This window comes from Enterobacter sp. K510 (assembly GCF_055804875.1).
Genome location: NZ_JBNRLQ010000001.1, coordinates 461,060 through 484,478, shown reverse-complemented (window position 1 = coordinate 484,478; position 23,419 = coordinate 461,060). Strand labels below are relative to the sequence as shown.

The window sequence follows — 23,419 nt, the reverse complement described above, 5'->3', positions numbered from 1 at the left end:
CGGCAAAGGCAAACTTATATCTCCAGCGCCAGCCGGGTACCCTGCGCAATCGCGCGGCGGGCGTCCAGCTCCAGCGCCACATCGCAGCCGCCGATGAGATGCACGATTTTTCCCGCTTCGCGCAGTGGCTCCGCCAGTTCCCGGCGCGGCTCCTGTCCTGCGCAAAGCACCACATGATCCACCGCGAAGAGTTGTGGATCGCCGTTGATCAGCACATGCAGACCGGCATCGTCGATTTTTTCGTAGCTCACCGCCGGGATCATTTTCACACCGCGCGCCAGCAGGGTAGCGCGATGGATCCAGCCGGTAGTTTTGCCGAGTCCTTCCCCCGGCTTGCTGGCTTTGCGTTGCAGCATCACGATCTGCCGCGGGCTTTTCGGTAACTGCGCGCCTTCTGGCCGCAGGCCGCCGGGCTGATCCAGACTGGTATCAATTCCCCATTCGGCGCAAAACTCCGCGATATTCTGGCTGGTGGACTCACCCGGCTGGCTCAAATACATCGCCGTGTCAAAACCGATGCCGCCGCTGCCGATGATCGCCACCCGCTCGCCGACCGGTTTTTTATCGCGCAGCACGTCCAGATAGGTCAGCACCTTCGGATGCTTGATCCCCTCGATCGGCGGGGTGCGCGGCTCGATCCCGCAGGCGAGGATCACCTCGTCAAAGTCTCCCAGCATGTCAGGCGTGACCCGCTGGTTCAGCCGCAGATCGACGCCGGTCACCGCGATCATGGTGCGGTAGTAGCGCAGCGTCTCGTAAAACTCTTCTTTACCGGGGATCTGTTTGGCGACGTTAAACTGCCCGCCCGGTTCCGCCTGGGCGTCGAACAAGGTCACGCTGTGGCCGCGCGCCGCCGCGTTAACCGCAAAAGACAACCCGGCGGGGCCTGCGCCAATCACCGCCAGCTTTTTGATCTTCACCGCCGGTACGATCGGCATTTTGGTTTCGTGGCAGGCGCGGGGATTCACCAGGCACGACGTTACTTTCCCGGCAAAGATCTGATCCAGACAGGCCTGATTACAGCCGATACAGGTGTTGATTTCGTCCGCACGTCCGGCCTGCGCCTTGGAGAGGATCGCCGCATCGGCGAGAAAAGGCCGCGCCATCGATACCATATCCGCGTCGCCGCGCGCCAGAATCTCCTCCGCCACCTGCGGATCGTTAATACGGTTAGTGGTGATTAAGGGCAGTGACACTTTGCCCTTCAGCTTACGGGTCGCCCAGGTAAAGGCCCCGCGCGGCACCGGCGTGGCGATGGTCGGAATGCGCGCCTCGTGCCAGCCGATGCCGGTATTGATGATGCTGGCGCCCGCCGCTTCAATAGCCTGCGCCAGCTGTACGGTGTCCTCAAAAGTGCCGCCTCCTTCCACCAGATCGAGCATCGACAGGCGATAGATAATAATGAAGTCGCTGCCGACCCGCTCACGCACGGCGCGCACCACGTCGACGGCAAAACGCATCCGCCGTGGATAATCGCCGCCCCATTCATCGTCGCGCTGGTTGGTGCGGGCAGCGAGGAATTCGTTAATCAGATAGCCTTCCGATCCCATCACTTCCACGCCGTCATAGCCCGCTTCACGCGCCAGCGCAGCGCAACGGGCAAAATCGTCGATAAGCGCGAGGATCTCCTCGTGCGTCAGGGCGTGGGGTTTAAAACGGTTGATCGGCGCCTGAATGGCGGAAGGCGCGACCGGGTGCGGCTGATAGCTGTAGCGCCCGGTGTGCAGAATTTGCAGGGCGATTTTGCCGCCCTCGCGGTGCACCGCCCCGGTGATGATCTGATGATGGGGCACCTGGCTGGCATCACAGAGCACCGCGCCGCCTTCCATGGTAACGCCGGAGAACGCCGGAGCCACGCCGCCGGTGACGATCAGCGCCACGCCGTGCCGGGCGCGTTCGGCATAAAAAGCGGCCAGTCGTTCGGCACCGTCAGGGCGCTCCTCAAGGCCGGTGTGCATGGAGCCCATCAGCACGCGGTTTTTCAGCGTGGTGAAACCCAGATCGAGCGGGGCGAAAAGCGACGGATAGCGGCTCATAATCTCTTCCAGTGTAAAATTATTGTTATGTGGTCGGATGAGTTACTAATTTAGCCAGCGCGGGGGCAAAGGTAAAAGCGGGATCGAATGATTGTGATAGAACTCAAAGAACTTCCCCGGTGGCGCTGCGCTTACCGGGGCTACGCTTACCGGGGCTACGAAACCGCAGAAACCCCAGGCCGAATAAGCGCAGCGCCATCCGGCATGACTTACGGCGCCGTTGCGCGCACCAGCCCGGGTGCCTGCCACATCGAGGTGGTCAGCCCGCTGTCCACCAGCCCCAGCTGATCCGCATACACCGCCTGCCATTTCTGCATCATGCCGTCATACAGCTCCCGGTGTGCCGGGTTGGGCGTAAATTCCCGGCTCCAGCTCACCAGCCGCTCGCCGGTGGCGGCCATATCGTCGAACAGTCCGGCGCCGGTACCCGCGGCGATGGCGCAGCCGAGCGCGGTGGCTTCTTTCACGTCCGGCACACGCACCGGCAGGCCGGTCACGTCGCTTAAAATCTGGCTCCACAGTGCGCCTTTCGCGCCGCCGCCCGCAAACACCAGCCCATCAAAGGTGACGCCGGAGAAGTGCGAGATCTGCGCCAGATTGCAGGCCGAGACAATAGCTGCGTTCTCTTCCAGAGCGCGAAACAGCGTGGCTTTATTGCATTTTTCCGGATCGATGGAGAGGTTAATAAACGACGGCGCGGCGTGATACCAGTGTTTGAAATGCATGGCGTCCGAGAAAATCGGCATTACGCCGTGGGAGCCCGCAGGGACGCGGCCCGCCATCTCTTCCATCAGCGCATAGGCGTCCATCCCCATGCGTTCAGCGATCAGCTTCTCCTCGGCGCAAAACGCGTCCCGGAACCAGCGCATGGTCAGGCCGGTGAAAAAGCTGATCGACTCCGCCTGCGCCATGCCGGGAATGACGTGCGGATTAACGCGGATATTCATATCGGGATCGGTGCGTACCTGCGGAAGATTCACCACCTGCTGCCAGAAGGTGCCGCCGAGCACCGCCGTCTGCCCGGCGCGCACCACGCCCAGCCCCAGACAACCCAGCTGCACATCGCCGCCGCCCATCACCACCGGCGTGCCCTCGCGCAGGCCGCACTGCATGGCGGCAGAATGGGTCACCGCGCCCAGCACGGTGCCGGTCTCTTTTACGGGGGAGAGGATATCAGCGCGCAGCCCGGCCATATCCAGCAGCGCCGGACGCCAGTCGCGTGAGAAAAGATCCAGCATGCCGGTGGTCCCGGCATTGGAGGGGTCCACCGCCAGTTCGCCGGAGAGTTTTGCCGCCAGCCAGTCGCTGATCATAGTGATGGTCGCCGCCTGACGAAAAATATCCGGCCGGTGATGCGCCAGCCACAGCAGACGCGGCATCGCGCTCAGCGCCAGCGTCTGCCCGGAAACCTCGTACACTTCCGCTTCAAAGCGATCGTCATGGATCTCTTTTAATTCCGCCACTTCGCGGCTGGCGCGGGCATCAACATTGGCGCAGGCCCAGATCGCCTCGCCGTTGCGGTCATAAAGCACAATACCTTCACGCATGGAGCAGCAGGCGACGGACTGAATATCAGCGCCGGTCAGCTGCGCGCGCGTCAGCGCCTGGTGAATACACTGGCAGGCCAGCTGCCAGTTGATGGTGAGATCGAACTCCATTGAGCCGGGCACGTTCTCCACGCTCAGGTGTTTCCACTCGGCCTGACCTGCGGCGATCTGCCGCCCCTGTAAATCAAAAATTACCGCGCGAATGCTGCCGGTCCCGGCATCTAAGGCTAAAAGATAACTCATGAGCTTGCCTCGCTGTTGGCGCGCGGCAGGCCGGAATTACTCCGCCAGTGCCAGGATCGCGCGTGCTGTCGTCTCTTCCGTCACCAGGCCATTGATACGGCGACCTTTGAGTGCGGCATAAATCGCCTCTGCTTTTTCGATACCGCCGGCCGCGCCGACAATGGTCGGCAGTTGCGCCAGTTCATCGAGGGTGACGCCGAGCAGTTCCCGGTGGATGTCGAGGTTTTCCACCCGCTCGCCGTCTGCCTGCAAGAAATACCCCAGAATATCCCCCACCGCGCCTTTGCGGGCATACATCAGCTGTTCGCCTTCGCTGATATAGCCGGAGCGCATAATGGTGGCGTCGCGTTTCTGGTTGACCGATCCAATGCCCACCACGGCAACGTCTGCGGCGGTGGCGGCGAGGATCACATCCCGCACGCTGGATTCGCGTTTTAAGATCTCCGCCACATCCGCCGACGATACCCGCAGCGGGGCTGGGATCATGCTGATGCTACAGGCCGCGTCCAGCTGGCCGATGCCGGTCATATACGGCCCGACGCCGCCGGACAGCGTCACCAGGCGGATCTGCTGTGAGCTGATAAAACCGCTCAGATGCTGGATACAGCTCATGGTGGTTTCGCCAAAGCCCACCGCCAGCAACTGCCCCGGCGACAGCACGCCCATCAGCGACTGGGCAGCGCCTATCCCGAGGCGCACACTCATTGCCGGTGTGTTCAGCGCGGGCAGCACGCGGGTGATCTTCAGCCCAAAGCGCCGTTGCAGTTCGGTTTCCAGCGCCAGACAGCCCTCATAACGGGAGTTGATCTGCACGCGTATCACGCCGGACTGCCGCCCCTTTTCCAGCAGGCGGGAGATCTTCAGCCGGGGCAGCCCCAGCCGTTCGCCAATATCATTTTGCGTTAAGCCATCGTGGTAGTAGCACCAGGCCACCCGCGCCACCAGCTCTTCCTCCGATAACGTCAGCCCGGCAAAGCGGCTCTCATCCGTAATACGTTTTTCGCTCATATGATGAACTCTTATAAAATTTTAGATCAAATGTTCTCATGCGCCGCTGAATAAAATGTGAGCGCGATGGCAAAAGCGATCTTTTGTCCCTGCGCAAAACAAAGCAACGATCCGAATGCAAAAAAGTGTGATCCGGGCACGGGTATTAATATAGCTCACCGTCTACGCTTTTTGAACATTGTGAATTTTTAAAATCATATGTTCATAGCCGGAGCCAGAATGATCCCTCTCATTGAAGCCCGTGACGTCCGTAAGCAGTTCTCCGGCGTGCCCGTTCTGAAAGGCATTGATTTTACGCTGCTTGCCGGTCAGGTGCATGCGCTGATGGGCGGCAACGGGGCGGGGAAATCCACGCTGATGAAGATCATCGCCGGGGTGGAAACCGCCGACAGCGGCACGCTGTGCATCAACGGCAGCGCCTACCGCCGCCTGACGCCCGGCCAGGCGCATCAGCTGGGCATTTATCTGGTGCCGCAGGAGCCGATGCTGTTTCCCAATCTGACGGTGCGGGAAAACATTCTGTTCCGCCTGCCGCGCAGCGGGAATACCGATGCGGTGCTGAATGAAAAATTACAGCAGCTCAACTGCCAGCTGAATTTGCAGGCCGCCGCCAGCACGCTGGAAGTGGCGGATCAGCAGATGGTGGAGATCCTGCGCGGGCTGATGCGTAACGCGCGCATTCTGATCCTCGATGAACCCACTGCCTCGCTGACGCCGGGGGAAACAGAGCGGCTGTTCCGGCAGATCCGCGCCCTGCAAAGGCTCGGCGTCGGCATCGTGTTTATCTCCCACAAGCTGCCGGAGATCCGCGCCCTGGCCGACAGCGTCTCGGTGATGCGCGACGGCGCGGTGGTGCTCAGCGGGGCGCTCAGTGAATTTGACGATCAGGCGCTGATCGGCGCGATGACCCCAGCCAGCCGCGCCCATCATTTAAGCGACTCGCAAAAGCTGTGGCTGGCATTGCCGGGCAACCGCCGCACCCAGCCGCAGGATTTTCCGGTGCTGCGCGTGGAAGACCTGACCGGCGAAGGCTTTATCGATCTGGATCTTGAGGTGTATGCCGGGGAGATCGTCGGCCTGGCCGGGCTGGTAGGATCCGGGCGCACCGAATTCGCCGAAACCCTCTACGGTCTGCGTCCGGTACGCGGCGGGCGCGTGTGGCTGGAAAATCAGGAGATCACCAGCCGGGACACTGCTTCCCGGCTGGCGCGCGGGCTGGTCTATCTGCCGGAAGATCGGCAGGTGTCCGGGCTGTTTCTCGATGCGCCGGTGCGCTGGAACACCGTGACGCTTAATGAACCCTCCGTCTGGCAGCAAAAAAGCCGCGAAGCGGCGGTGGTGGAGCGTTATCACCGGGCGCTGGGCATCAAACTTAACAACGCCGATCAGACGGTGCGTACCCTCTCCGGCGGTAATCAGCAAAAAGTGCTGCTTGCCCGCTGTCTGGAGGCCAATCCGCTGCTGCTGATTGTCGATGAGCCGACGCGCGGCGTCGACGTTTCCGCGCGGGCGGATATTTATCAGCTGCTGAAAAGCGTGGCGGCGCAGAACGTCGCGGTGCTGATGATCTCAAGCGATCTCGATGAATTCCCCGGTCTGGCCGATCGGGTGGTGGTGATGCATCAGGGGATGCGCAGCGGTGAACTGGCGCAGCAGGCGATCAATGTCGATCGCATGATGGCGCTGGCCTTCGGAGGACAGGCATGAAGACCTTACTTAAAAACCGCGAGCTGAGCGCTTTTCTGGCGATCCTTGCCCTCTTTGCCGTGCTGGTGGCCCTCGATCCGGCCTACCTCAGCCTGCAAACGCTGGGGATGATTTTTGCCAGCAGTCAGATCCTGATCCTGCTGGCGCTGGGGGCGACGCTGGTGATGCTGACGCGCAATATTGACGTCTCGGTTGGCTCGACGGTGGGCTTAAGCGCCATTGCCGTCGGGGTGGCGCTCAACAATGGCTACGGCCTGCCCCTTGCCATGCTGTTTGCCCTGAGCATAGGCGCGCTGGCGGGGGCATTCAACGGCCTGCTGGTGGTCGGCCTGCGCATTCCGGCCATCGTCGCCACCCTCGGCACCCTCGGGTTATACCGTGGCGCGATGCTGCTGTGGACCGGCGGCAAGTGGATCGAAGGACTGCCCGCCAGCCTGAAATCCCTGTCGGTGCCGGTGGCGGCGGGCGTGTCACCCCTCGGCCTGCTGGTATTGGGCGTGCTGGGCGCGGGCGCGTGGTGGCTGGCGCGCACCGCGTCCGGGCGGGATTTTTATGCGGTGGGGGATAACCTCGCCGCCGCACGGCAACTGGGCGTGGCGGTCAACCGCACCCGTATGCTGGCCTTCACCTTAAACGGCGTGCTGGCGGCCTGCGCCGGGATCGTCTTTGCCGCGCAGATCGGCTTTGTGCCTAACCAGACCGGCAGCGGGCTGGAGATGAAGGCCATCGCCGCCTGCGTGCTCGGCGGCATCTCGCTGCTCGGCGGCACCGGCACCTTGATCGGCGCGTTTCTGGGCGCGTTCTTCCTCACGCAAATCGACACCGTGCTGGTGCTGTTTAAGCTCCCGGCCTGGTGGAACGACTTTATCGCCGGGCTGGTGCTGCTGGGCGTGCTGGTGCTGGACGGGCGTCTGCGTCAGGCGCTGGCCCGTCATCAGCGCCAGCTTAAATACAGCCGTTTTCAGCCGGGCCACAAAGGGAGTAAGCACGTCGCCCGCTTTCCGCATCGCAAAAATAAAGAGGTGGCGTAAATGAAGCTCAACTGGGAGTGGTCGCTGCTCGGTCTGCTGGTGCTGGAGATCGCGCTGTTCGGCGCGATTAACCCGCGCATGCTGGACATCAACATGCTGCTGTTCAGCACCAGCGACTTTATCTGCATCGGCATCGTGGCGCTGCCGCTGACGCTGGTGATCATCAGCGGCGGTATCGACATTTCCCTCGGCTCCACCATTGGCCTGTGCGCCATCGCGCTGGGGGTGATGATGCAGGCGGGCTGGCCGATGAGCCTCGCTATCGTGCTAACGCTGGCACTGGGTCTGCTGTGCGGCCTGCTGAACGCTGCGCTAATTCACTATACCGGCATCAGTCCGCTGGTGATCACCCTCGGCACGCTCTATCTCTACGGCGGTGGGGCGCTGCTGCTCTCCGGCATGGCGGGAGCGACAGGTTACGAGGGCATCGGCGGTTTCCCGGACAGCTTTACCGCCTTCGCCAGCCTGACGCTGTTCGGGCTGCCGGTGCCGCTGGTGCTGTTCGGCGTGCTGACCTTTGCCTTCTGGCTGCTCGCCCACCGCGGGCGCTTCGGGCGGCACCTGTTTTTGATTGGTCAGAACCCGCGCGCGGCACGCTATGCGGCACTGCCAGTGAACGGTATGCCCTACGCGCTGTACGGGCTGGTGGGGGTGGCGTCGGCGATTGCCGCGCTGGTGCTGGTCTCTTACTTCGGTTCGGCACGTTCGGATCTGGGGCGTGATTTGCTGATGCCCGCGCTGACGGCGGCGGTGCTCGGCGGCGCGAATATCTACGGCGGATCGGGGTCCATTCTGGGTACCGCGCTGGCAGCGTTGCTGGTGGGGTATCTGCAACAAGGGTTACAGATGGTCGGCATCCCCAACCAGGTGTCGAGCGCGTTGTCAGGTGCGCTGTTGGTCGTGGTGGTGATGGGGCGTTCGCTGAGCCTGCACCGGGAATGGGTGCGCACGGCCTGGCGTCGGCTTCTCTCGCGAAAAACAATCGGAGCATAAGATGAAAGCAAAACAGATAGTGCAGCTTAGCGCGCTGGCGCTGGCAACCTGTGTGGCAACGGCGCAGGCCGCCGACCGCATCGCCTTTATTCCCAAACTGGTGGGCGTCGGCTTCTTCACCAGCGGCGGCAACGGCGCGAAAGAGGCGGGCAAAGATCTCGGCGTCGACGTTACCTACGACGGCCCCACCGAGCCGAGCGTTTCCGGCCAGGTGCAGCTGGTGAATAACTTCGTCAACCAGGGCTATAACGCCATTATCGTGTCGGCGGTGTCGCCGGACGGTCTTTGCCCGGCGCTCAAGCGGGCGATGCAGCGCGGCGTGAAAGTGCTCACCTGGGATTCCGACACCAAACCGGAATGCCGCAGCATCTATATCAACCAGGGCACGCCGGAACAGCTGGGCGGCCTGCTGGTGGAGATGACCGAAAAACAGGTGACGAAGCCTGATGCGAAGGTGGCGTTTTTCTACTCCAGCCCGACGGTGACCGACCAGAACCAGTGGGTGAATGCCGCGAAAGCGAAGATCGCCAAAGATCATCCGCAGTGGAAAATCGTCACCACCCAGTTTGGCTATAACGACGCCACCAAATCCCTGCAAACCGCCGAGGGGATCTTAAAAGCGTATCCGGATCTGGATGCGATCATCGCCCCGGACGCCAACGCCTTACCGGCTGCGGCGCAGGCGGCGGAAAACCTCAAGCGTACCAACGTGGCGATCACCGGCTTCAGCACGCCGAACGTTATGCGCCCCTATGTGGAGCGCGGCACGGTGAAAGCCTTCGGCCTGTGGGACGTGGTGCAGCAGGGGAAAATCTCCGTCAACGTCGCCAGCCAGTTACTGAAGAAAGGCGATCTGAACGTCGGCGACACGGTGGAAGTGAAGGGACTTGGCCCGCTTAAAGTGGAGCCGAACAGCGTACAGGGCTACCAGTATGAAGCGAAGGGCAACGGCATTGTGCTGCTGCCGGAGCGCGTGGTGTTCACCAAAGATAACATCGGCAAATACGATTTCTGACGGGGGAGAGCATGGCAGATTTAGACGACATCAGAGAAGGTAAAAACTTTGGCCTTGAAACGCCGCAACAGAATACGTTGTTCGCCCTGAAGGGCTGCGGCGCGCTGGACTGGGGGATGCAGTCGCGGCTGGCGCGTATTTTTAACCCGGCAAGTAACCGCACGGTGATGCTGGCGTTTGACCACGGCTATTTTCAGGGGCCGACCACCGGGCTTGAGCGTATCGATCTGTCGATTGCGCCGCTGTTCGGCGAAACCGATGTGCTGATGTGTACCCGCGGCGTGCTCAGAAGCGTGGTGCCGCCCGCCACCAACAAACCGGTGGTGCTGCGCGCCTCCGGCGGCAATTCCATCCTTTCTGAACTCTCTAACGAGTGCGTGGCGGTGGCGATGGAAGACGCGCTGCGCCTCAACGCCTGCGCGGTGGCAGCGCAGGTGTATATCGGCAGCGAACACGAACACCAGTCCATCAATAACATCATCAAGCTGGTGGATGCCGGTAACCGCTACGGCATTCCGACGCTGGCGGTGACCGGCGTCGGCAAAGAGATGGCCCGCGATGCCCGCTATTTTTCCCTCGCCAGCCGTATCGCCGCCGAGATGGGGGCGCAGTTCGTGAAGACCTATTTTGTTGAGGAGGGCTTCGAGAAAGTGACCGCCAGCTGTCCGGTGCCCATCGTCATCGCCGGCGGTAAAAAACTGCCGGAGCGCGAGGCGCTGGAGATGTGTTTCCGCGCTATCGATCAGGGCGCGTCCGGCGTCGATATGGGACGTAATATTTTCCAGTCCAGCGCGCCACTCGCCATGCTGAAAGCGGTGAAAAAAGTGGTGCATGACAATATGAGCGCCCACGAGGCGTTCGAATTCTGGCAGGAAGAAAAACAGGGAGAGGCGCGATGAACGTGACGCTGGTGGAGATCAATATCAAACCGGAGCGGGTCGATGAGTTTCTGGCGGTGTTTCGCGCCAATCACGAAGGGGCGATCCAGGAACCGGGCAACTTACGCTTCGACGTGTTGCAGGACCCCGAAGTGAATACGCGCTTTTATATCTATGAGGCGTACCAGGATGAGGCGGCGGTGCTGGCGCACAAGCAAACGCCGCACTATCTGGCGTGCGTGGAGAAGCTGGACGACATGATGTCGGAGCCGCGTAAAAAGCGCAGTTTTATCGGGTTGTTACCGGAGTAAGGCGATCCTGTTCCCGGCGCTGTCAAACAGATGTAAATGCCGCGCATCCGTGCTCATGATCAGCGGATGACGCGGCGGGTAGTTCAGCTGCTGGAATGACTTCAGGCAGCACGCCTGCCCGGCCAGCGTAAACCATACCAGCGTGGCATCCCCCTGTAATTCACACAGCCGGGTGGTGGCGCTGAAGGTCAGTTCGCCGCTGCTCTCGGGGCGGATATGTTCCGGGCGGATGGCGACGAAAAGCGCATCACCCTCAAGCACGCCATCAGGCTGGCGTGACAGCGGAAAATGCAGCTCGTCGCTGATACTCAGGCCGCCATCGCGCCATTCGGCCTGCAAAACGTTAATTTTTGGCGTGCCGATAAACTCCGCGACAAACAGGTTCGCCGGGGTGTTGTAGAGTTCCAGCGGCGTCCCCGTCTGTTCAATATTGCCCTTGTTGAGCACCACAATTCTGTCCGCCAGCGTCATGGCCTCCACCTGATCGTGGGTGACGTAAATCATGGTGTTGCCAAGCCTGTTGTGCAGCTCCTGGATCTCCTGGCGCATCTCCACGCGCAGTGCCGCGTCCAGATTCGACAGCGGCTCGTCGAACAGAAACACCTCCGGCTGCTGAACGATGGATCGCCCAATCGCCACGCGCTGGCGCTGGCCGCCGGAGAGATGTTGCGGCAGGCGATCCAGCAATGCTTCAAGCTTGAGCATTTTCGCCGCTCCGGCGATGCGTTGCGTAATTTCTGCGGGCGGCGTGTTCATGTTTTTCAGCCCAAAGCTGAGGTTCTGCCGCACGGTCATGTGCGGGTAAAGCGCGTAGGACTGAAATACCATCGACAGGCTGCGTCTGCCCGCAGGCTGGTGGGTGACGTCCTCATCGCCCATCACTATCGCTCCGCCATCGGGCGTTTCCAGCCCGGCAATAATACGCAGCAGCGTCGATTTACCACAGCCGGACGGGCCGACCAGCACGATGAATTCGCCGGAGGCAATATCCAGCGACAGGTTTTCAATAATGGTGTTTTTGTTGTACTGCTTGTGAATATTTCTCAGGGTGAGGGCGGTCATGTGAAATCCTTTTTAATGGCCTATCTGTATAAGATATTAATCGCCGTTGAGCTTGTTAAAAATAATCAGATGTATTTGTCTTGATTATATTTTTGCATTTACTTTTCGCCGCAAAGTTTAGCGATAAATAAAAACCGAAATGTGACTGAATTATCGTTAAACATAAATCACTCTTGTTAACTTACAGGCCGTTTGCCGTGTGCGATGTTTTATTTAACACGCGTCAGGAATAACATGGAGATCAGGATGAAAAGTGCAACACTCGCCACATGGACCGCATCACTCTTATTAAGTGTTTGTCTTACTGGCTGCGGCCCTGATGAGCAGTCCGCCGACACCGCGGCGAAAACGCCGATTAAATTATGGGTGACGCCAGTCGAGAACGAAGAAGCCTTCTGGAAGAAAATGGTCACCGAGTGGAATAACGATCCCACCCATACGCCGGTGGAATTCACCCCTATTCCCGTCGCCAGCAGTTCCGAAGAGGCCATCATGAACGCGATTGCCTCCGGCACCGAACCGGATATCACCAGTAATATATTTATTGGCTTCGCCTCGCAGCTGAATGAAATTAATCAGCTGGAAGATCTCTCTAAAATGCCGGGCTTTGCCGATCTTATTAAGCAGCGCCAGATGAATGACGTGATGCCCGCCTGGGAAATTAACGGCCAGCAAAACGTGCTGCCGATTTATATCAATCCCACCGTCTGGTGGTGGCGTACCGATCTGTTAAAACAGTATGGTTTTGACCAGGTGCCGCGGCACTATGACGAGCTGTACCGGCTGGCTGAGGCCCGCCATGCGGATAACAACGGCTACGTGATGCAGCTCACCGCCGGAAAAAACTGGTGGGAGCGCTGGTACGATTTTATTCCGCTGCTGTACGCGCAAAACGGCGGCAAGCCCTATATCGCGGAGAATCAGGCGCAGTTTAATAACGCCGACGGTCAGGCGGTGCTGAGCTTTATGGGCAAGGTGTTCAACAGCGGCTGGAGCAGCTACGACTTTACCTCGGCGGAAGATCCGCTCGCCACCGGTCAGGTGCTGGCCTCGGCGCGCGGCCCCTGGGATATTGCCCGCTACCGCACGCAGTTTCCGGAGATCTTAAAGCAGATCCAGATTGGCCCCATGCTGACGCAGAACGGCAGCGAAAAGCCTTATACCTTCGGCGACAGCAAAGGCGTGGCGATGTTCAGCACCAGCAAACACAAGGCAGAAGCCTGGGCGTTTTTGCAGTGGGTGTTCGGCAGCGCGGAGCACGATCTTTTGTGGCTGGAAATGGTCGGTATGCCGCCCGCCCGCGCCGATCTGCTCACCCATCCGCTGTTTGTCAGCTACTTTGCGAACAACCCGCTTGAGAAGCAAATTGCCTCTTATGTGAACGTCGCGCTGCCTGCGGCGGCGACCACCAAAACCAGCGACATTCAGCGCAGCATGACGCAGATGATCGAGCGGGTGATTTTCCGCAACGACGATCCGGCGGCGGCGCTTAATGATTCCGCTCAGGAAATTAACGGCATCCTGAAACCTTAAGAGGCGGCGATGGCTGGACATGACGCACGTACCGGAGGCTGGCTGGCCTCCGCATGGCTCGGATATTCGCTGCTGTTCTGGTTTTATCCGCTGGCCTGGCTGGCGCTGTTAAGCGTGACGCAGTGGCAGTTCACCGGTACGCCGGTCTTCACCGGGCTGAATAATCTGTTCAGCGTGATGCAGGACGAACTCTTCTGGACCTCAATGCTCAATGTGCTGCGCTTTCTGCTGTGGTACATCCCGATTGTGTTTTTCAGCGCGCTGCTGTTTGCCGCCGGGTTAAAACGCATCACTTTTGGCCGGGGGTTTATCGCGCTGAGTTTCCTGCTGGCGAACATTTCGTCCGGCGTCGCCTACTCCATTGTGTTTTCAAAACTGTTCAGCGAGTTCGGCCCGGTGAACGCCTTTTTACGCGAGCTGTTCGGCATTTCCGTGCCCTGGTTTACCAACCCGGACTGCGCGATGCTCTCCATTGCGCTGATCGTCACCTGGAAATTCGTCGGCTATTACGGGCTGATCCTTTACTCCGGCATGCTGGCGATCCCGCAGGACATCTATAGCGCCGCGCGGCTGGATAAAACCGGTCGCCTGCGCCAGGCGTACGCCATCACGCTGCCGATGATGAACCCGCAAATCGTCATGGTGATGGTGCTGGCGATCACCGTGGCGTTCAGCATCTTTACCGAGCCGTATCTCATCACCGGCGGCGGCCCGCTTAACAGCACCACCAGCCCGATGGTGGTGATGTACGAAGTGGCGTTTCAGAAGATGAAACCGAGCTGGGCGGCGACCATGTCGATTATCGTCGCCGCGTGCAGTTTTCTGCTGATCTGGCTGTTCCGCAAACTCTTTGAAAAGCACATTGAGATCGTCTGATGAAAAAACTTACCCCCGCCAGCCTGCTTCTCCACGCCGCCATGTTGATCCTCGCGCTCACCTGGCTGTATCCCTTTATCTGGATGGTGATGGCCTCCCTGAAACCAACGGCGCAGATCTACACCACCAGCCTGTTTGCCGGTGACGTTTCGCTGGCGAACTACCAGTTTCTGTTTGATAACAGCAACCGCGCCGATAAGCCCTTTATGCGCACGCTGTTTAACTCGCTGTTTGTGTCGCTGACCATCACCTTTTGCGTCACGGTTACCGCCATGCTGGTGGGCTACGCGGTGGCGAAAACGGATTTTCGCGGCAAAAACGCCTTTAAAAATCTGCTGATCGTGCAGATGGTGTTTCCGGCGTTTATGTTCATCATTCCGCAGTTTATTTTGATGCGCGAGCTGGGGCTGATTAACAGCTACAGCGCGATGATCCTGCCCTACGCCATGAGCGCCTGGGGGATCTTTATGGTCTCCCAGAGTTTTAAAGGCACGCCAAACGACTATATCCACGCCGCAAAACTCGATCGCGCCAGCCTGTGGAGCATTCTGCGCCACGTGATGATGCCGCTGAACAAATCGATCCTCGCCATTGTGGCGCTGTTCACCTTTTCCACCGCCTGGGACAACTTTCTCTGGCCGCTGATCGTGATGCGCGATGCCGACAAAATGCCGTTCTCGGTGCTGCTTGCCACCTTCAGCAAATCCTGGGGCATTCACCTCGGCCCGGTACTGGCGGGATCCGTGGTGCAGATGCTGCCGGTGATGCTGCTGTTTATTCTGTTCCGCAAATATTTCCTGCAAGGGATGTCATTGTCACTCAAATAAGGAGGGCCGGATGGAACCGGTGCGCTGGTGGCAGGAGTGCGTGTTTTATCAAATTTATCTGCCCGCGTTTTGCGACGGCAACGGCGACGGGCGGGGGGATTTTATCGGCCTTGCGCAGAAGATCGACTATCTGCATGAGTTAGGGATCGGCGGGATCTGGATCACGCCGTTCTACCCGTCGCCGCTGGTGGATAACGGTTACGACATCAGCGATTACTGCGCGGTGGATCCGCGTTTTGGGGAGCTGGACGATTTCCGGCGCGTGGTGGCGGCCTGTCATGGGCGGGGGATCCGCGTGGTGATCGACCTGGTGCTCAACCATGTCTCATCACAGCATCCATGGTTTGTTGATGCCTGGAATAATCCCGCCAGCCGTTACCGGGATTATTTTATTTTTACCGACCAGCCCAACAACTGGCAGTCGTTTTTTTCCGGCAGCGCCTGGATGCCGGAGCCGGATACCGGGCAGTTTTATTACCATAAATTCGCCCCGCAGCAGGTGGATCTCAACTGGCAGAATCCGCAGGTGGAGCAGGAGATCTACCGGGTGATGGATTTCTGGCTGGCAGCTGGCGTGGATGGTTTTCGCTTCGACGTGATCAACTTTCTCACTACCGACGGCATCGGCGCGGATAACCCGGAAAGCGCAGGTGAACAGGAACATTTGTACGATGTGAACCAGCCGGGACTGCTGGCCGTGCTGCGCCGCCTGATGGCGTATGCCCGCGCCAGGGGCGAGCTGTTTCTGATCGGCGAAATCGGCAGCGAGGATCTGGCGGTGCTGCGCCGCTATCAGGCCGCGGATCTGCTGGACGTGGTGTTTAACTTCAACCTCGGCAGCCAGAAAACCTTCAGCGCGGCGGCGATTTTCGCCGCCTTAACCGCCATGAATGAGCAGCAGCCGGGCCTGCCGACGCTGTTTTTTTCCAGCCACGATATGTCGCGCATGATCAGCCGCTTTGGGGAAAACGCACGCGATACTGACCGCGCCCGCGCGGTGCTGGCGCTGCAACTCACCGCCCGCGGCGTGCCCTTTATCTACCAGGGGGAAGAGTTCGGCCTGACCGATTTTCGCCCGCAATGCCTTGAAGAAATCGCCGATGTGCAGGGCAGGACACATTACCAGACCGCGCGGGAGGCGGGCATGACGGCGGAGCAGGCGCTGGAGATCGCCCTGACGCATACTCGCGACGCCTCCCGCGCGCCGCTGCCCTGGGGCGAGAAAGACGCGCTGTGGAAGGATTATCGCGAGCTGATAGCCCTGCGTAACCACATCCCGGTACTGCGCTACGGTGCGTATACCCGCCTGGCGTTAACGGACGCCTGCATCTGGTTTTCCCGCATCACGGCGGACGAGCAGGTGTGGGTGGCGATTAATTTTGGCGCGCCGGTGCGTAATCCGTGGCACGCGGTGGCAGGCGAGGTGCTCTACGGCGATAACGCCCCCTGGCTTGGGAAAAATCAGTTTGTGATCAAAAGGAGAGGTTATGGAAAGGCACAGTAAAAATCCGCTTATCACGCCGGCTGACGTGGTGCCGTCTTCACCGGAGATGAAAGTCGAGTGCGTATTTAACGCCGGGGTGACGGAGTATCACGGCGAAGTGTTGCTGCTGGTGCGCGTGGCGGAGAGCGTGAAGTGCAGCGATGCACAGAAAATTGTCGTGCCGCTGCTGGAGCAGCAGGACGGCGCGTGGGTGGCGACGACGCGTACCTTCGATCGCGCCGATCCGCGCTACGACTTCAGCGATCCGCGGCTGATCGTCCTGAAAAGCGATCCGTCGCAGATCTGGCTCACCTCCATGTCCCATTTACGGCTGGCGCGCAGCCGCGACGGCGTGAATTTTAGCGTCGGCCCTCAGCCGTTTATCCTCGCCGACAGCCAGTGCGAACAGTTTGGCTGCGAAGATGCGCGCATCACCCGCATCGACGACGTCTGGTATATCAACTATTCGGCGATTTCACCGCTCGGCATCACCACGGCGCTGGCGATCACCCGCGATTTTGTCACGGTGGAGAAAAAAGGGCTGATTTTCTGTCCGGATAACCGCGATGTCTGCTTCTTCCCGGAAAAGGTGGGCGGAAAATATATGGCGCTGACCCGCCCGGCACCCTGTCATTTTGGTCTGCCGGAGATCTGGATCTGCGAATCGCCGGATATGCTGCACTGGGGTAATCACCAGCATCTGCTGGGGCGATCCGGCGATGCCTGGGACGCGCGCAAATCCGGCGGCGGCGCGCCGCTGCTGAAAACCGATCGCGGCTGGCTGGAAATTTATCACGGCGTGGATGAAAACCAGCGCTACTGCCTGGGGGCGTTACTGCTGGATACGGACGATCCGCTGAAGATCCTCGCCAAATCCCCGGTGCCGCTGCTGGAGCCGGTGGCCCCCTATGAGCGGGAAGGATTTTTCGGCAACGTGGTCTTTACCTGCGGGGCGTTGATCAGAGATGAGACGCTGCACATCTGGTACGGCGCAGCCGATGAGTGTATTGCGCTGGCGACGCTGCCGCTGGATGCGCTGTGGCAGCATCTGGGGGTGTGAATGTTTCCCTCACCCCGCTGGTATAGCCGGGTGAGGGGGACAAGCCTCACGCCTCCGCCACGCCTACCCGCAGCGCGGCCAGCGCCGCACCGGCGGCTTTCAGCACCTGCTCGCACTGATCAATCTGTAGCGTCAGCGGCGGTTCAATACGAATGGTTTTCGAATTGTTCAGCGTCCCGGCCACCAGTACATGCTGGCGGAACATCTCGCTGGCAAAGTTATAGCCCGTCTCGTTATCCACAAACTCAATGGCCATCAGCATGCCTTTGCCGCGCACGTCCTGCACCAGATCCGGGTATTCACGCGCCAGCAGACGGAAGCCGTCCAGCAGCATGTCGCCTTTCTGCTCTGCCTGCGCCGGTAAGTTCTCTTCCAGCAGCACGTTAATGGTCGCCAGCGCGGCGGCACAGGCCAGCGGGTTGCCGCCGAAAGTGGTGGTGTGCAGGAAGGGATTATCAAACAGCACCGAGAAGACTTCTTCGGTGGCGATGGTGGCGCCAATCGGCATCACGCCGCCGCCCAGCGCTTTGGCGAGACAGAGAATATCCGGATGAACATTTTCATGCTCGCAGGCAAACATTTTGCCCGTGCGTCCCATACCGGTCTGCACTTCGTCGAAGATCAGCAGCGCGCCGAACTCATCGCACAGCTTACGCACCGCAGGCAGATAGCCGACCGGCGGCAGGATCACACCCCCTTCGCCCTGGATGGGTTCAAGGATCACCGCCGCCACGTCATCGCCGGTTTTGTGGCATTCCGACAGCAGCGTGCGCATGGCCTCGATGTCGCCGAACGGCACGTGGCGGAAGCCCGGCAGCAGCGGCATAAAGGGTTTGCGGAAGGCGGATTTCGCCGTGGCCGACAGCGCGCCCAGCGATTTACCGTGGAACGCGCCGCTGGTGGCGACAAAGGTAAATTTACCGCGCGGGGACTGCCAGGCTTTCGCCAGCTTCAGCGCCGCCTCAACGGATTCGGTGCCGCTGTTACAGAAGAAGCTGTATTTCAGTTTTCCCGGCGCCAGCGCGGCGAGGGTTTTGGCGAGCATCGCCCGCAGTGGATCAAGTAATTCCTGGCTGTGAAGGGGTTGTTTGGCGAGCTGATGCTGTACGGCGGAAACAACGACTGGATTACGGTGCCCCACGTTAAAAATACCAAAGCCACCCAGGCAATCTAAAAACTCCTGTCCCTGGGTGTCGACAAGCGTATTCAGACTTCCCGCTTGCCACTCTACGGCTCCGTAATCCCCGCCTGCGGTGACAGATTTTCGATACTCTAAAAACCCCGGATTGACGTGCTCTTTAAAATATTCAATCACCTCGCGATTCAGATCTTTCATTTCGTCATGAGAAAGCGTGGCCTTCTCAATAATGTTAAGGGCATGTGCGCTACAGGCAAGAGCCGATGCGCTGGAAGGTAACCTGTTCAAAATGAGCTCCTGGGAGTGGCGTATCACGCGATACACAAAATAATTATTGCAGGGATTACGCCACTTCAGCAGGCGCGCAGAAAATCGGGATAAACACCAGGCGGAATCGCGATTGCGCAAAATTTAATCGTCCGGCAGGGCGATTAAACTCTTTTCCTGCGGCGGTAAAAAGCGGTCTTTGGCTGTACTTTCGCCGATATTGCGCAGATATGGTGCAGATTTTGCCTCTTTATAGGGCACAGGCAAAAAGGGAGTAGAAGTAGTTTCTTCATGAAAATATTAGAAAATCAATGACCTGCATGGCATGAAATTAACAGGGTTTTAGTGCGATTTGCGATCTAAATCAAATTTAACAACTAAAGATAAATTCATTATCGCCGAAATAACATTTGCCAGAAAAATTAACAGCCAGATAACTCTGCAAAGGACGCTTTCATGCCTGCTCAACCCTGGGTCAGCCAGCACGAGTATTCACTCGATGATGACACCACCCTGATGTCCACCACCGATCTTAATAGTTACATTACGCATGCCAACGACACCTTCGTTCAGGTTAGCGGCTATGAACTCCATGAACTGATCGGCCAGCCGCACAATCTTGTTCGTCACCCGGATATGCCAAAAGCCGCGTTTGCGGATATGTGGGCCACCCTGAAACGCGGCGAGCCCTGGAGCGGCATCGTCAAAAACCGCCGCAAAAATGGCGATCACTACTGGGTGCGCGCCAATGCCGTGCCGATGGTGCGCAACGGAAAAGTCACCGGCTATATGTCGATCCGCTCCCGCGCCACGCCGGAGGAGATCGCCGCCGTCACGCCGCTGTACAAGGCGCTGAACGAAGGGCGTTGCAACAAGCGTGTGGATACCGGTCTGGTGGTACGCAAAGGCTGGCTGGGGCGTCTGCCCGCGCTGCCGCTGCGCTGGCGGATGCGCAGCGTGATGGCCGGACTGTGGCTGGTGCTGGCGGCGGCCATGGCCGTTCTGCATGCCGGCTGGGCGGTGCAGCTGGCCGGCGCGCTGATCATGCTCATCGGCTGCGGCATTTTTGAGGCGCAGATTGTTCGTCCGGTGGAAAACGTCGCGCGGCAGGCGCTGAAGGTGGCGACCGGCGAGCGCAACAGCGTGCAGCACCTTAACCGCAGCGATGAGCTGGGGCTGATCCTGCGATCCGTTGGTCAGCTTGGCCTGATGTGCCGCTGGCTGATTAACGACGTGGCGCACCAGGCGACAGAAGTGCGCGACGGCAGCGAAACCCTGGCGAAAGGCAATGACGATCTTAACGAGCGGACGCGCCAGACGGTGGTGAATGTGCAGCAGACGGTCACCACCATGGGGCAGATGGCAGCCTCGGTACAGAACAATTCCGCCACCGCTGCTGCGGCGGATAAGCTCTCTATTGAAGCCAGTAATGCCGCCAGCCATGGTGGACGAGCGATGGATACGGTGGTGAAAACCATGGATGAGATCGCCGACAGCACCCAGCGCATCGGCTCTATTACCTCGCTGATTAACGACATCGCCTTCCAGACCAATATCCTGGCGCTTAACGCCGCCGTGGAGGCCGCACGCGCGGGCGAGCAGGGCAAAGGTTTTGCCGTGGTGGCCGGGGAGGTGCGTCATCTGGCCAGCCGCAGCGCCAGCGCCGCCAATGATATTCGTAAACTGATTGATGCCAGCGCCAGCAAGGTGCAGTCCGGTTCGCAGCAGGTGCATGCCGCGGGCGCCACCATGGATAACATTGTTGAACAGGTGCAGAACGTCACGCAGCTGATCGCGCAGATCAGCCACTCCACCTCTGAGCAGGCGGCGGGGCTGTCGGATTTGACGCGCGCCGTGGCAGAACTGGATACCATCACGCAGAAAAATGCCGGGCTGGTGGAAGTGAGCGCCCAGGTGTCAGCGATGGTCAAACAGCGCGCCAGCCGTCTGGAAGAGGCCGTCACCGTCCTGCATTAAGTCATTTCCCTCACCGCTTTTCTGCCCGCAGAGAAGCGGTTTTTTATCGCCTGATGGCATTCCCTCCTGTTAGCTTCATGTAAACTACATATTTAAATATTGTTAATTTTATATTAAAAGCCGAATGCTTTTTGATCGAAATATAGCGTATTTACGGATCTTCATTAGGCTATTTTTCGAATAACAGCAACCTGTCTGAGAATATTCTTTTCGTGCGGTGATAAATAAAAAACCGATCAAACTCATAAAGTTAGCGAAACCGTTACCGATAACGTTTCCTGTGCGTAGCCATTTACAACCAGGGAAAAAATATGTTCTTACATGATGTTAAGATCGGCACAAAATTATTTCTGGCGTTCGGAATTTTTATTGTGTTGATGGTGGTGAGTTCCAGTCTGTCGCTGTTCAGCCTGAATCGTGCCAACAATGGGATGCAGGACATTGTTAATCGTGACTATCCCACGACCGTAAAGGCCAATCAGTTGATTGAGAATTTTCAGGAGTTTGTCAGCACCCAGCAGCTGATGGTGCTGGATACGGACGGGAAGTGGAGCGCCGAATCGCAGAAGCATCTGACCGCCATTAGCAGCAACATTACCGTGTTGCTCGACGACCTCAGCAGCGCCCTGCGCGATCGCGAGTCGCAGCGCATCCTGAGTGAACTGCGCCAGATACGTCAGCAGTATCTGGATTCGCGTTTCCGTATTCTCGAGGCGGTGAAAAATAAAGATACTCACGCGGCGGTGGAAGAGATGATGAACAACACTCTGCCGGTACAGCGTGCCTACAAAGCCAAAGTGCAGGAGTTGATTGCCGTTCAGGACAACAATATGCGCAGCGCCGGAAAGCTGGTGGAGCATGATTTTAAATCCAACCGCACCCTGCTGATCCTGCTGGCGTTGATCAGTATTGGCGCTGGCAGCCTGATGGGGCTGTTTATTGTACGCGCCATCACCCGTCCGCTGGTACAGGCGGTGCAGTTTGCCGAAGCCATTGCCGGCGGCGATCTGACTCAGCATATTGACGTAAAACACCGGGATGAAACCGGCGTGCTGCTCAGCGCGCTGGTGGCGATGAAAACACGCCTGTATGAGATTGTGCAGGAAGTGCAGAACGGCTCGGAGAACATCTCCAGCGCCGCCGCGCAGATTGTGGCCGGTAACCAGGATCTGGCTGCCCGCACCGAAGAGCAGGCCAGTTCCGTTGAACAGACCGCCGCCTCTATGGAGCAGATCACCGCCACGGTGAAAAACACCAGTGAACATACCACCGAAGCGACGCAGCTCTCTGCCGAAGCGGCGACGGTGGTGAAAAACAATGGCCAGATGATGAAGCAGGTGACCGAGAAAATGCGCGTCATCAACGACACTTCTGACCGCATGTCCGACATCATCAACCTGATCGATTCCATCGCCTTCCAGACCAATATTCTGGCGCTCAATGCGGCAGTGGAAGCGGCGCGCGCCGGTGAGCACGGACGTGGCTTTGCGGTCGTGGCAGGGGAAGTGCGCCAGCTGGCGGGCAAAACGGCGTCTTCCGCCAGCGAGATCCGCCATCTGATCGAAAGCTCCACCGCCCAGGCCCGCGACGGCATGGCGCTGGTGGAAAAAGCGGGCGGGCTGATTAACGGTATGGTCAGCAATGTGGAAGAGATGGACACCATTCTGCGCCAGATTGGCCACGCCAGCCGTGAACAGACGGAAGGCATTTCGCAGATCAACAGCGCCATTGGCCTGATTGACTCCACCACCCAGCAGAACGCCAGCCTGGTGGAAGAGTCTGTGGCCGCCGCCGCGTCGCTCAGCGATCAGGCGTCGCACCTGAAAGGTCTGGTCAGCGTGTTCCGCGTACGCCGGGAGGCGACGGCTTAATCCAGCTGTGAAATCTCCAGCGCCGCATGGTCGATCACCGCGATGATCTGTTCCCGCTGTGCGGCGCTGACGTTTTCCTGATTTACTTTCCGATCCAGCACGGCTTTAAAGTTATCCAGCGCGCGTTTCATCTGCGGATCCTGACGCAGCAGATACCCGACGCTGCGGGCTTTGATCCGCGCCTGGATCTGGCCGAGCTGCTCAGCGTTTTCCGCCAGCCACTGCATTCCGGCTGGGGTAATAGCGATCTTTTTCCGTCCGCCGTCTTCCCCGATCGCGATAAACGCCTGTTCCTGCAAAAAATCCAGCGTCGGATAGATCACCCCAGGGCTTGGCGTGTAATGGCCGAGGGTGAGCTGTTCAATCGCCTTGATCAGCTCGTAACCGTGGCTGGCGTTGCGGGACAGCAGATCCAGAATGACCAGCCGCAGATCGCCATGTCCGAAAAAGCGCGGACGGCGGCTGCCGTGCTCGTGATGACCGTGAACCTGTGGATGCCTCATCGCATAAACCCTCTGAATTAGATATATCTAATTTTGCTTGCGTTCCTGCTAAT

19 protein-coding genes are annotated in these 23,419 nt (G+C 59.1%); 13 read left to right on the top strand and 6 right to left on the bottom strand.

What is annotated here, in order from left to right:
- Positions 1 to 14 precede the first annotated feature (14 nt).
- The 3 genes from ACQUTD_RS02200 to lsrR all read right to left on the bottom strand — a co-directional run bounded on the left by ACQUTD_RS02200 (position 15) and on the right by lsrR (position 4,834).
- A complete protein-coding gene (locus ACQUTD_RS02200; protein ID WP_473274497.1) occupies positions 15 to 2,036 on the bottom strand; it encodes an FAD-dependent oxidoreductase in 2,022 nt (673 codons plus the stop codon).
- Positions 2,037 to 2,245: 209 nt separating this feature from the next.
- Entirely contained in the window at positions 2,246 to 3,826 is a 1,581-nt protein-coding gene (lsrK, locus tag ACQUTD_RS02195; RefSeq protein WP_473274499.1) for an autoinducer-2 kinase, read from the bottom strand.
- Positions 3,827 to 3,862: 36 nt separating this feature from the next.
- Entirely contained in the window at positions 3,863 to 4,834 is a 972-nt protein-coding gene (gene lsrR, locus ACQUTD_RS02190) for a transcriptional regulator LsrR (protein WP_473274501.1), read from the bottom strand.
- A 219-nt stretch (positions 4,835 to 5,053) separates the two neighbouring features.
- On the opposite strand from lsrR, the gene lsrA reads away from it, so the two are divergent.
- Genes lsrA through lsrG form a run of 6 tightly spaced genes read left to right on the top strand, consistent with a single transcriptional unit; the run spans position 5,054 to position 10,769 of the window.
- Complete coding sequence (gene lsrA, locus ACQUTD_RS02185; RefSeq protein WP_473274502.1) at positions 5,054 to 6,541, top strand: autoinducer 2 ABC transporter ATP-binding protein LsrA; 1,488 nt, start codon at positions 5,054 to 5,056, stop codon at positions 6,539 to 6,541.
- Complete coding sequence (gene lsrC, locus ACQUTD_RS02180) at positions 6,538 to 7,572, top strand: autoinducer 2 ABC transporter permease LsrC (protein WP_318375778.1); 1,035 nt, start codon at positions 6,538 to 6,540, stop codon at positions 7,570 to 7,572. Before lsrA ends, lsrC begins: the two co-directional genes overlap by 4 nt.
- Positions 7,573 to 8,565, top strand: coding sequence for an autoinducer 2 ABC transporter permease LsrD (gene lsrD, locus ACQUTD_RS02175; RefSeq protein ID WP_473274503.1), 993 nt, complete (start codon positions 7,573 to 7,575; stop codon positions 8,563 to 8,565). It abuts the gene before it with no gap.
- A 1-nt stretch (position 8,566) separates the two neighbouring features.
- Entirely contained in the window at positions 8,567 to 9,580 is a 1,014-nt protein-coding gene (lsrB, locus tag ACQUTD_RS02170) for an autoinducer 2 ABC transporter substrate-binding protein LsrB (RefSeq protein WP_072569655.1), read from the top strand.
- 11 nt (positions 9,581 to 9,591) lie between these two features.
- Positions 9,592 to 10,479, top strand: coding sequence for a 3-hydroxy-5-phosphonooxypentane-2,4-dione thiolase (gene lsrF, locus ACQUTD_RS02165; RefSeq protein WP_318363418.1), 888 nt, complete (start codon positions 9,592 to 9,594; stop codon positions 10,477 to 10,479).
- A complete protein-coding gene (lsrG, locus tag ACQUTD_RS02160; protein WP_072569657.1) occupies positions 10,476 to 10,769 on the top strand; it encodes a (4S)-4-hydroxy-5-phosphonooxypentane-2,3-dione isomerase in 294 nt (97 codons plus the stop codon). Before lsrF ends, lsrG begins: the two co-directional genes overlap by 4 nt.
- Here the strand turns inward: lsrG and ACQUTD_RS02155 are convergent.
- Positions 10,758 to 11,831 carry a sn-glycerol-3-phosphate ABC transporter ATP-binding protein UgpC gene (locus tag ACQUTD_RS02155; RefSeq protein ID WP_473274507.1) on the bottom strand — a complete coding sequence of 358 codons (1,074 nt, stop codon included), beginning with the start codon at positions 11,829 to 11,831 and terminating at the stop codon, positions 10,758 to 10,760. The genes lsrG and ACQUTD_RS02155 overlap by 12 nt on opposite strands.
- A 246-nt stretch (positions 11,832 to 12,077) precedes the next feature.
- Between ACQUTD_RS02155 and ACQUTD_RS02150 the strand changes: the two genes are divergently transcribed.
- From ACQUTD_RS02150 to ACQUTD_RS02130, 5 genes are read left to right on the top strand one after another with little or no spacing between them, the layout of a single operon-like run.
- Positions 12,078 to 13,364, top strand: a complete 1,287-nt coding sequence (locus tag ACQUTD_RS02150) for an extracellular solute-binding protein (RefSeq protein ID WP_473274509.1) — start codon at positions 12,078 to 12,080, stop codon at positions 13,362 to 13,364.
- Between the two features lie 9 nt (positions 13,365 to 13,373).
- On the top strand, positions 13,374 to 14,240 hold the full coding sequence (locus tag ACQUTD_RS02145; RefSeq protein WP_473274511.1) for an ABC transporter permease subunit: 867 nt from the start codon (positions 13,374 to 13,376) through the stop codon (positions 14,238 to 14,240).
- The gene (locus ACQUTD_RS02140; RefSeq protein WP_473274512.1) at positions 14,240 to 15,067 is read left to right on the top strand and encodes an ABC transporter permease subunit; all 828 of its coding nucleotides are present in this window, start codon (positions 14,240 to 14,242) and stop codon (positions 15,065 to 15,067) included. Before ACQUTD_RS02145 ends, ACQUTD_RS02140 begins: the two co-directional genes overlap by 1 nt.
- Before the next feature lie 10 nt (positions 15,068 to 15,077).
- Complete coding sequence (locus ACQUTD_RS02135) at positions 15,078 to 16,571, top strand: alpha-amylase family glycosyl hydrolase (RefSeq protein WP_473274514.1); 1,494 nt, start codon at positions 15,078 to 15,080, stop codon at positions 16,569 to 16,571.
- Positions 16,555 to 17,610, top strand: a complete 1,056-nt coding sequence (locus ACQUTD_RS02130) for a glycoside hydrolase family 130 protein (protein WP_473274516.1) — start codon at positions 16,555 to 16,557, stop codon at positions 17,608 to 17,610. Before ACQUTD_RS02135 ends, ACQUTD_RS02130 begins: the two co-directional genes overlap by 17 nt.
- A gap of 46 nt (positions 17,611 to 17,656) precedes the next feature.
- On the opposite strand, the gene ygjG is transcribed toward ACQUTD_RS02130, so the two are convergent.
- Complete coding sequence (gene ygjG / locus ACQUTD_RS02125; protein WP_318375787.1) at positions 17,657 to 19,036, bottom strand: putrescine aminotransferase; 1,380 nt, start codon at positions 19,034 to 19,036, stop codon at positions 17,657 to 17,659.
- A 435-nt stretch (positions 19,037 to 19,471) separates the two neighbouring features.
- Here ygjG and ACQUTD_RS02120 point away from each other — a divergent pair, with 435 nt between their 5' ends.
- On the top strand, positions 19,472 to 20,992 hold the full coding sequence (locus ACQUTD_RS02120) for a methyl-accepting chemotaxis protein (RefSeq protein WP_473274517.1): 1,521 nt from the start codon (positions 19,472 to 19,474) through the stop codon (positions 20,990 to 20,992).
- 311 nt (positions 20,993 to 21,303) lie between these two features.
- Entirely contained in the window at positions 21,304 to 22,863 is a 1,560-nt protein-coding gene (locus ACQUTD_RS02115; protein ID WP_473274519.1) for a methyl-accepting chemotaxis protein, read from the top strand.
- On the opposite strand, the gene ACQUTD_RS02110 is transcribed toward ACQUTD_RS02115, so the two are convergent.
- The gene (locus ACQUTD_RS02110) at positions 22,860 to 23,366 is read right to left on the bottom strand and encodes a helix-turn-helix transcriptional regulator (RefSeq protein ID WP_473274520.1); all 507 of its coding nucleotides are present in this window, start codon (positions 23,364 to 23,366) and stop codon (positions 22,860 to 22,862) included. The two genes, ACQUTD_RS02115 and ACQUTD_RS02110, sit on opposite strands and share 4 nt — an antisense overlap.
- Positions 23,367 to 23,419: the final 53 nt, after the last annotated feature.

Coding starts and splice junctions, on each gene's coding strand:
- lsrB (WP_072569655.1), top strand. CDS start 8,567: ATGAAAGCAAAACAGATAGTGCAGCTTAGCGCGCTGGCGCTGGCAACC.
- lsrK (WP_473274499.1), bottom strand. CDS start 3,826: ATGAGTTATCTTTTAGCCTTAGATGCCGGGACCGGCAGCATTCGCGCG.
- ACQUTD_RS02140 (WP_473274512.1), top strand. CDS start 14,240: ATGAAAAAACTTACCCCCGCCAGCCTGCTTCTCCACGCCGCCATGTTG.
- ACQUTD_RS02135 (WP_473274514.1), top strand. CDS start 15,078: ATGGAACCGGTGCGCTGGTGGCAGGAGTGCGTGTTTTATCAAATTTAT.
- lsrG (WP_072569657.1), top strand. CDS start 10,476: ATGAACGTGACGCTGGTGGAGATCAATATCAAACCGGAGCGGGTCGAT.
- lsrF (WP_318363418.1), top strand. CDS start 9,592: ATGGCAGATTTAGACGACATCAGAGAAGGTAAAAACTTTGGCCTTGAA.
- ACQUTD_RS02150 (WP_473274509.1), top strand. CDS start 12,078: ATGAAAAGTGCAACACTCGCCACATGGACCGCATCACTCTTATTAAGT.
- ACQUTD_RS02130 (WP_473274516.1), top strand. CDS start 16,555: ATGGAAAGGCACAGTAAAAATCCGCTTATCACGCCGGCTGACGTGGTG.
- lsrR (WP_473274501.1), bottom strand. CDS start 4,834: ATGAGCGAAAAACGTATTACGGATGAGAGCCGCTTTGCCGGGCTGACG.
- ACQUTD_RS02110 (WP_473274520.1), bottom strand. CDS start 23,366: ATGAGGCATCCACAGGTTCACGGTCATCACGAGCACGGCAGCCGCCGT.
- ACQUTD_RS02145 (WP_473274511.1), top strand. CDS start 13,374: ATGGCTGGACATGACGCACGTACCGGAGGCTGGCTGGCCTCCGCATGG.
- ACQUTD_RS02115 (WP_473274519.1), top strand. CDS start 21,304: ATGTTCTTACATGATGTTAAGATCGGCACAAAATTATTTCTGGCGTTC.
- ACQUTD_RS02200 (WP_473274497.1), bottom strand. CDS start 2,036: ATGAGCCGCTATCCGTCGCTTTTCGCCCCGCTCGATCTGGGTTTCACC.
- ACQUTD_RS02120 (WP_473274517.1), top strand. CDS start 19,472: ATGCCTGCTCAACCCTGGGTCAGCCAGCACGAGTATTCACTCGATGAT.
- lsrA (WP_473274502.1), top strand. CDS start 5,054: ATGATCCCTCTCATTGAAGCCCGTGACGTCCGTAAGCAGTTCTCCGGC.
- ACQUTD_RS02155 (WP_473274507.1), bottom strand. CDS start 11,831: ATGACCGCCCTCACCCTGAGAAATATTCACAAGCAGTACAACAAAAAC.
- lsrC (WP_318375778.1), top strand. CDS start 6,538: ATGAAGACCTTACTTAAAAACCGCGAGCTGAGCGCTTTTCTGGCGATC.
- lsrD (WP_473274503.1), top strand. CDS start 7,573: ATGAAGCTCAACTGGGAGTGGTCGCTGCTCGGTCTGCTGGTGCTGGAG.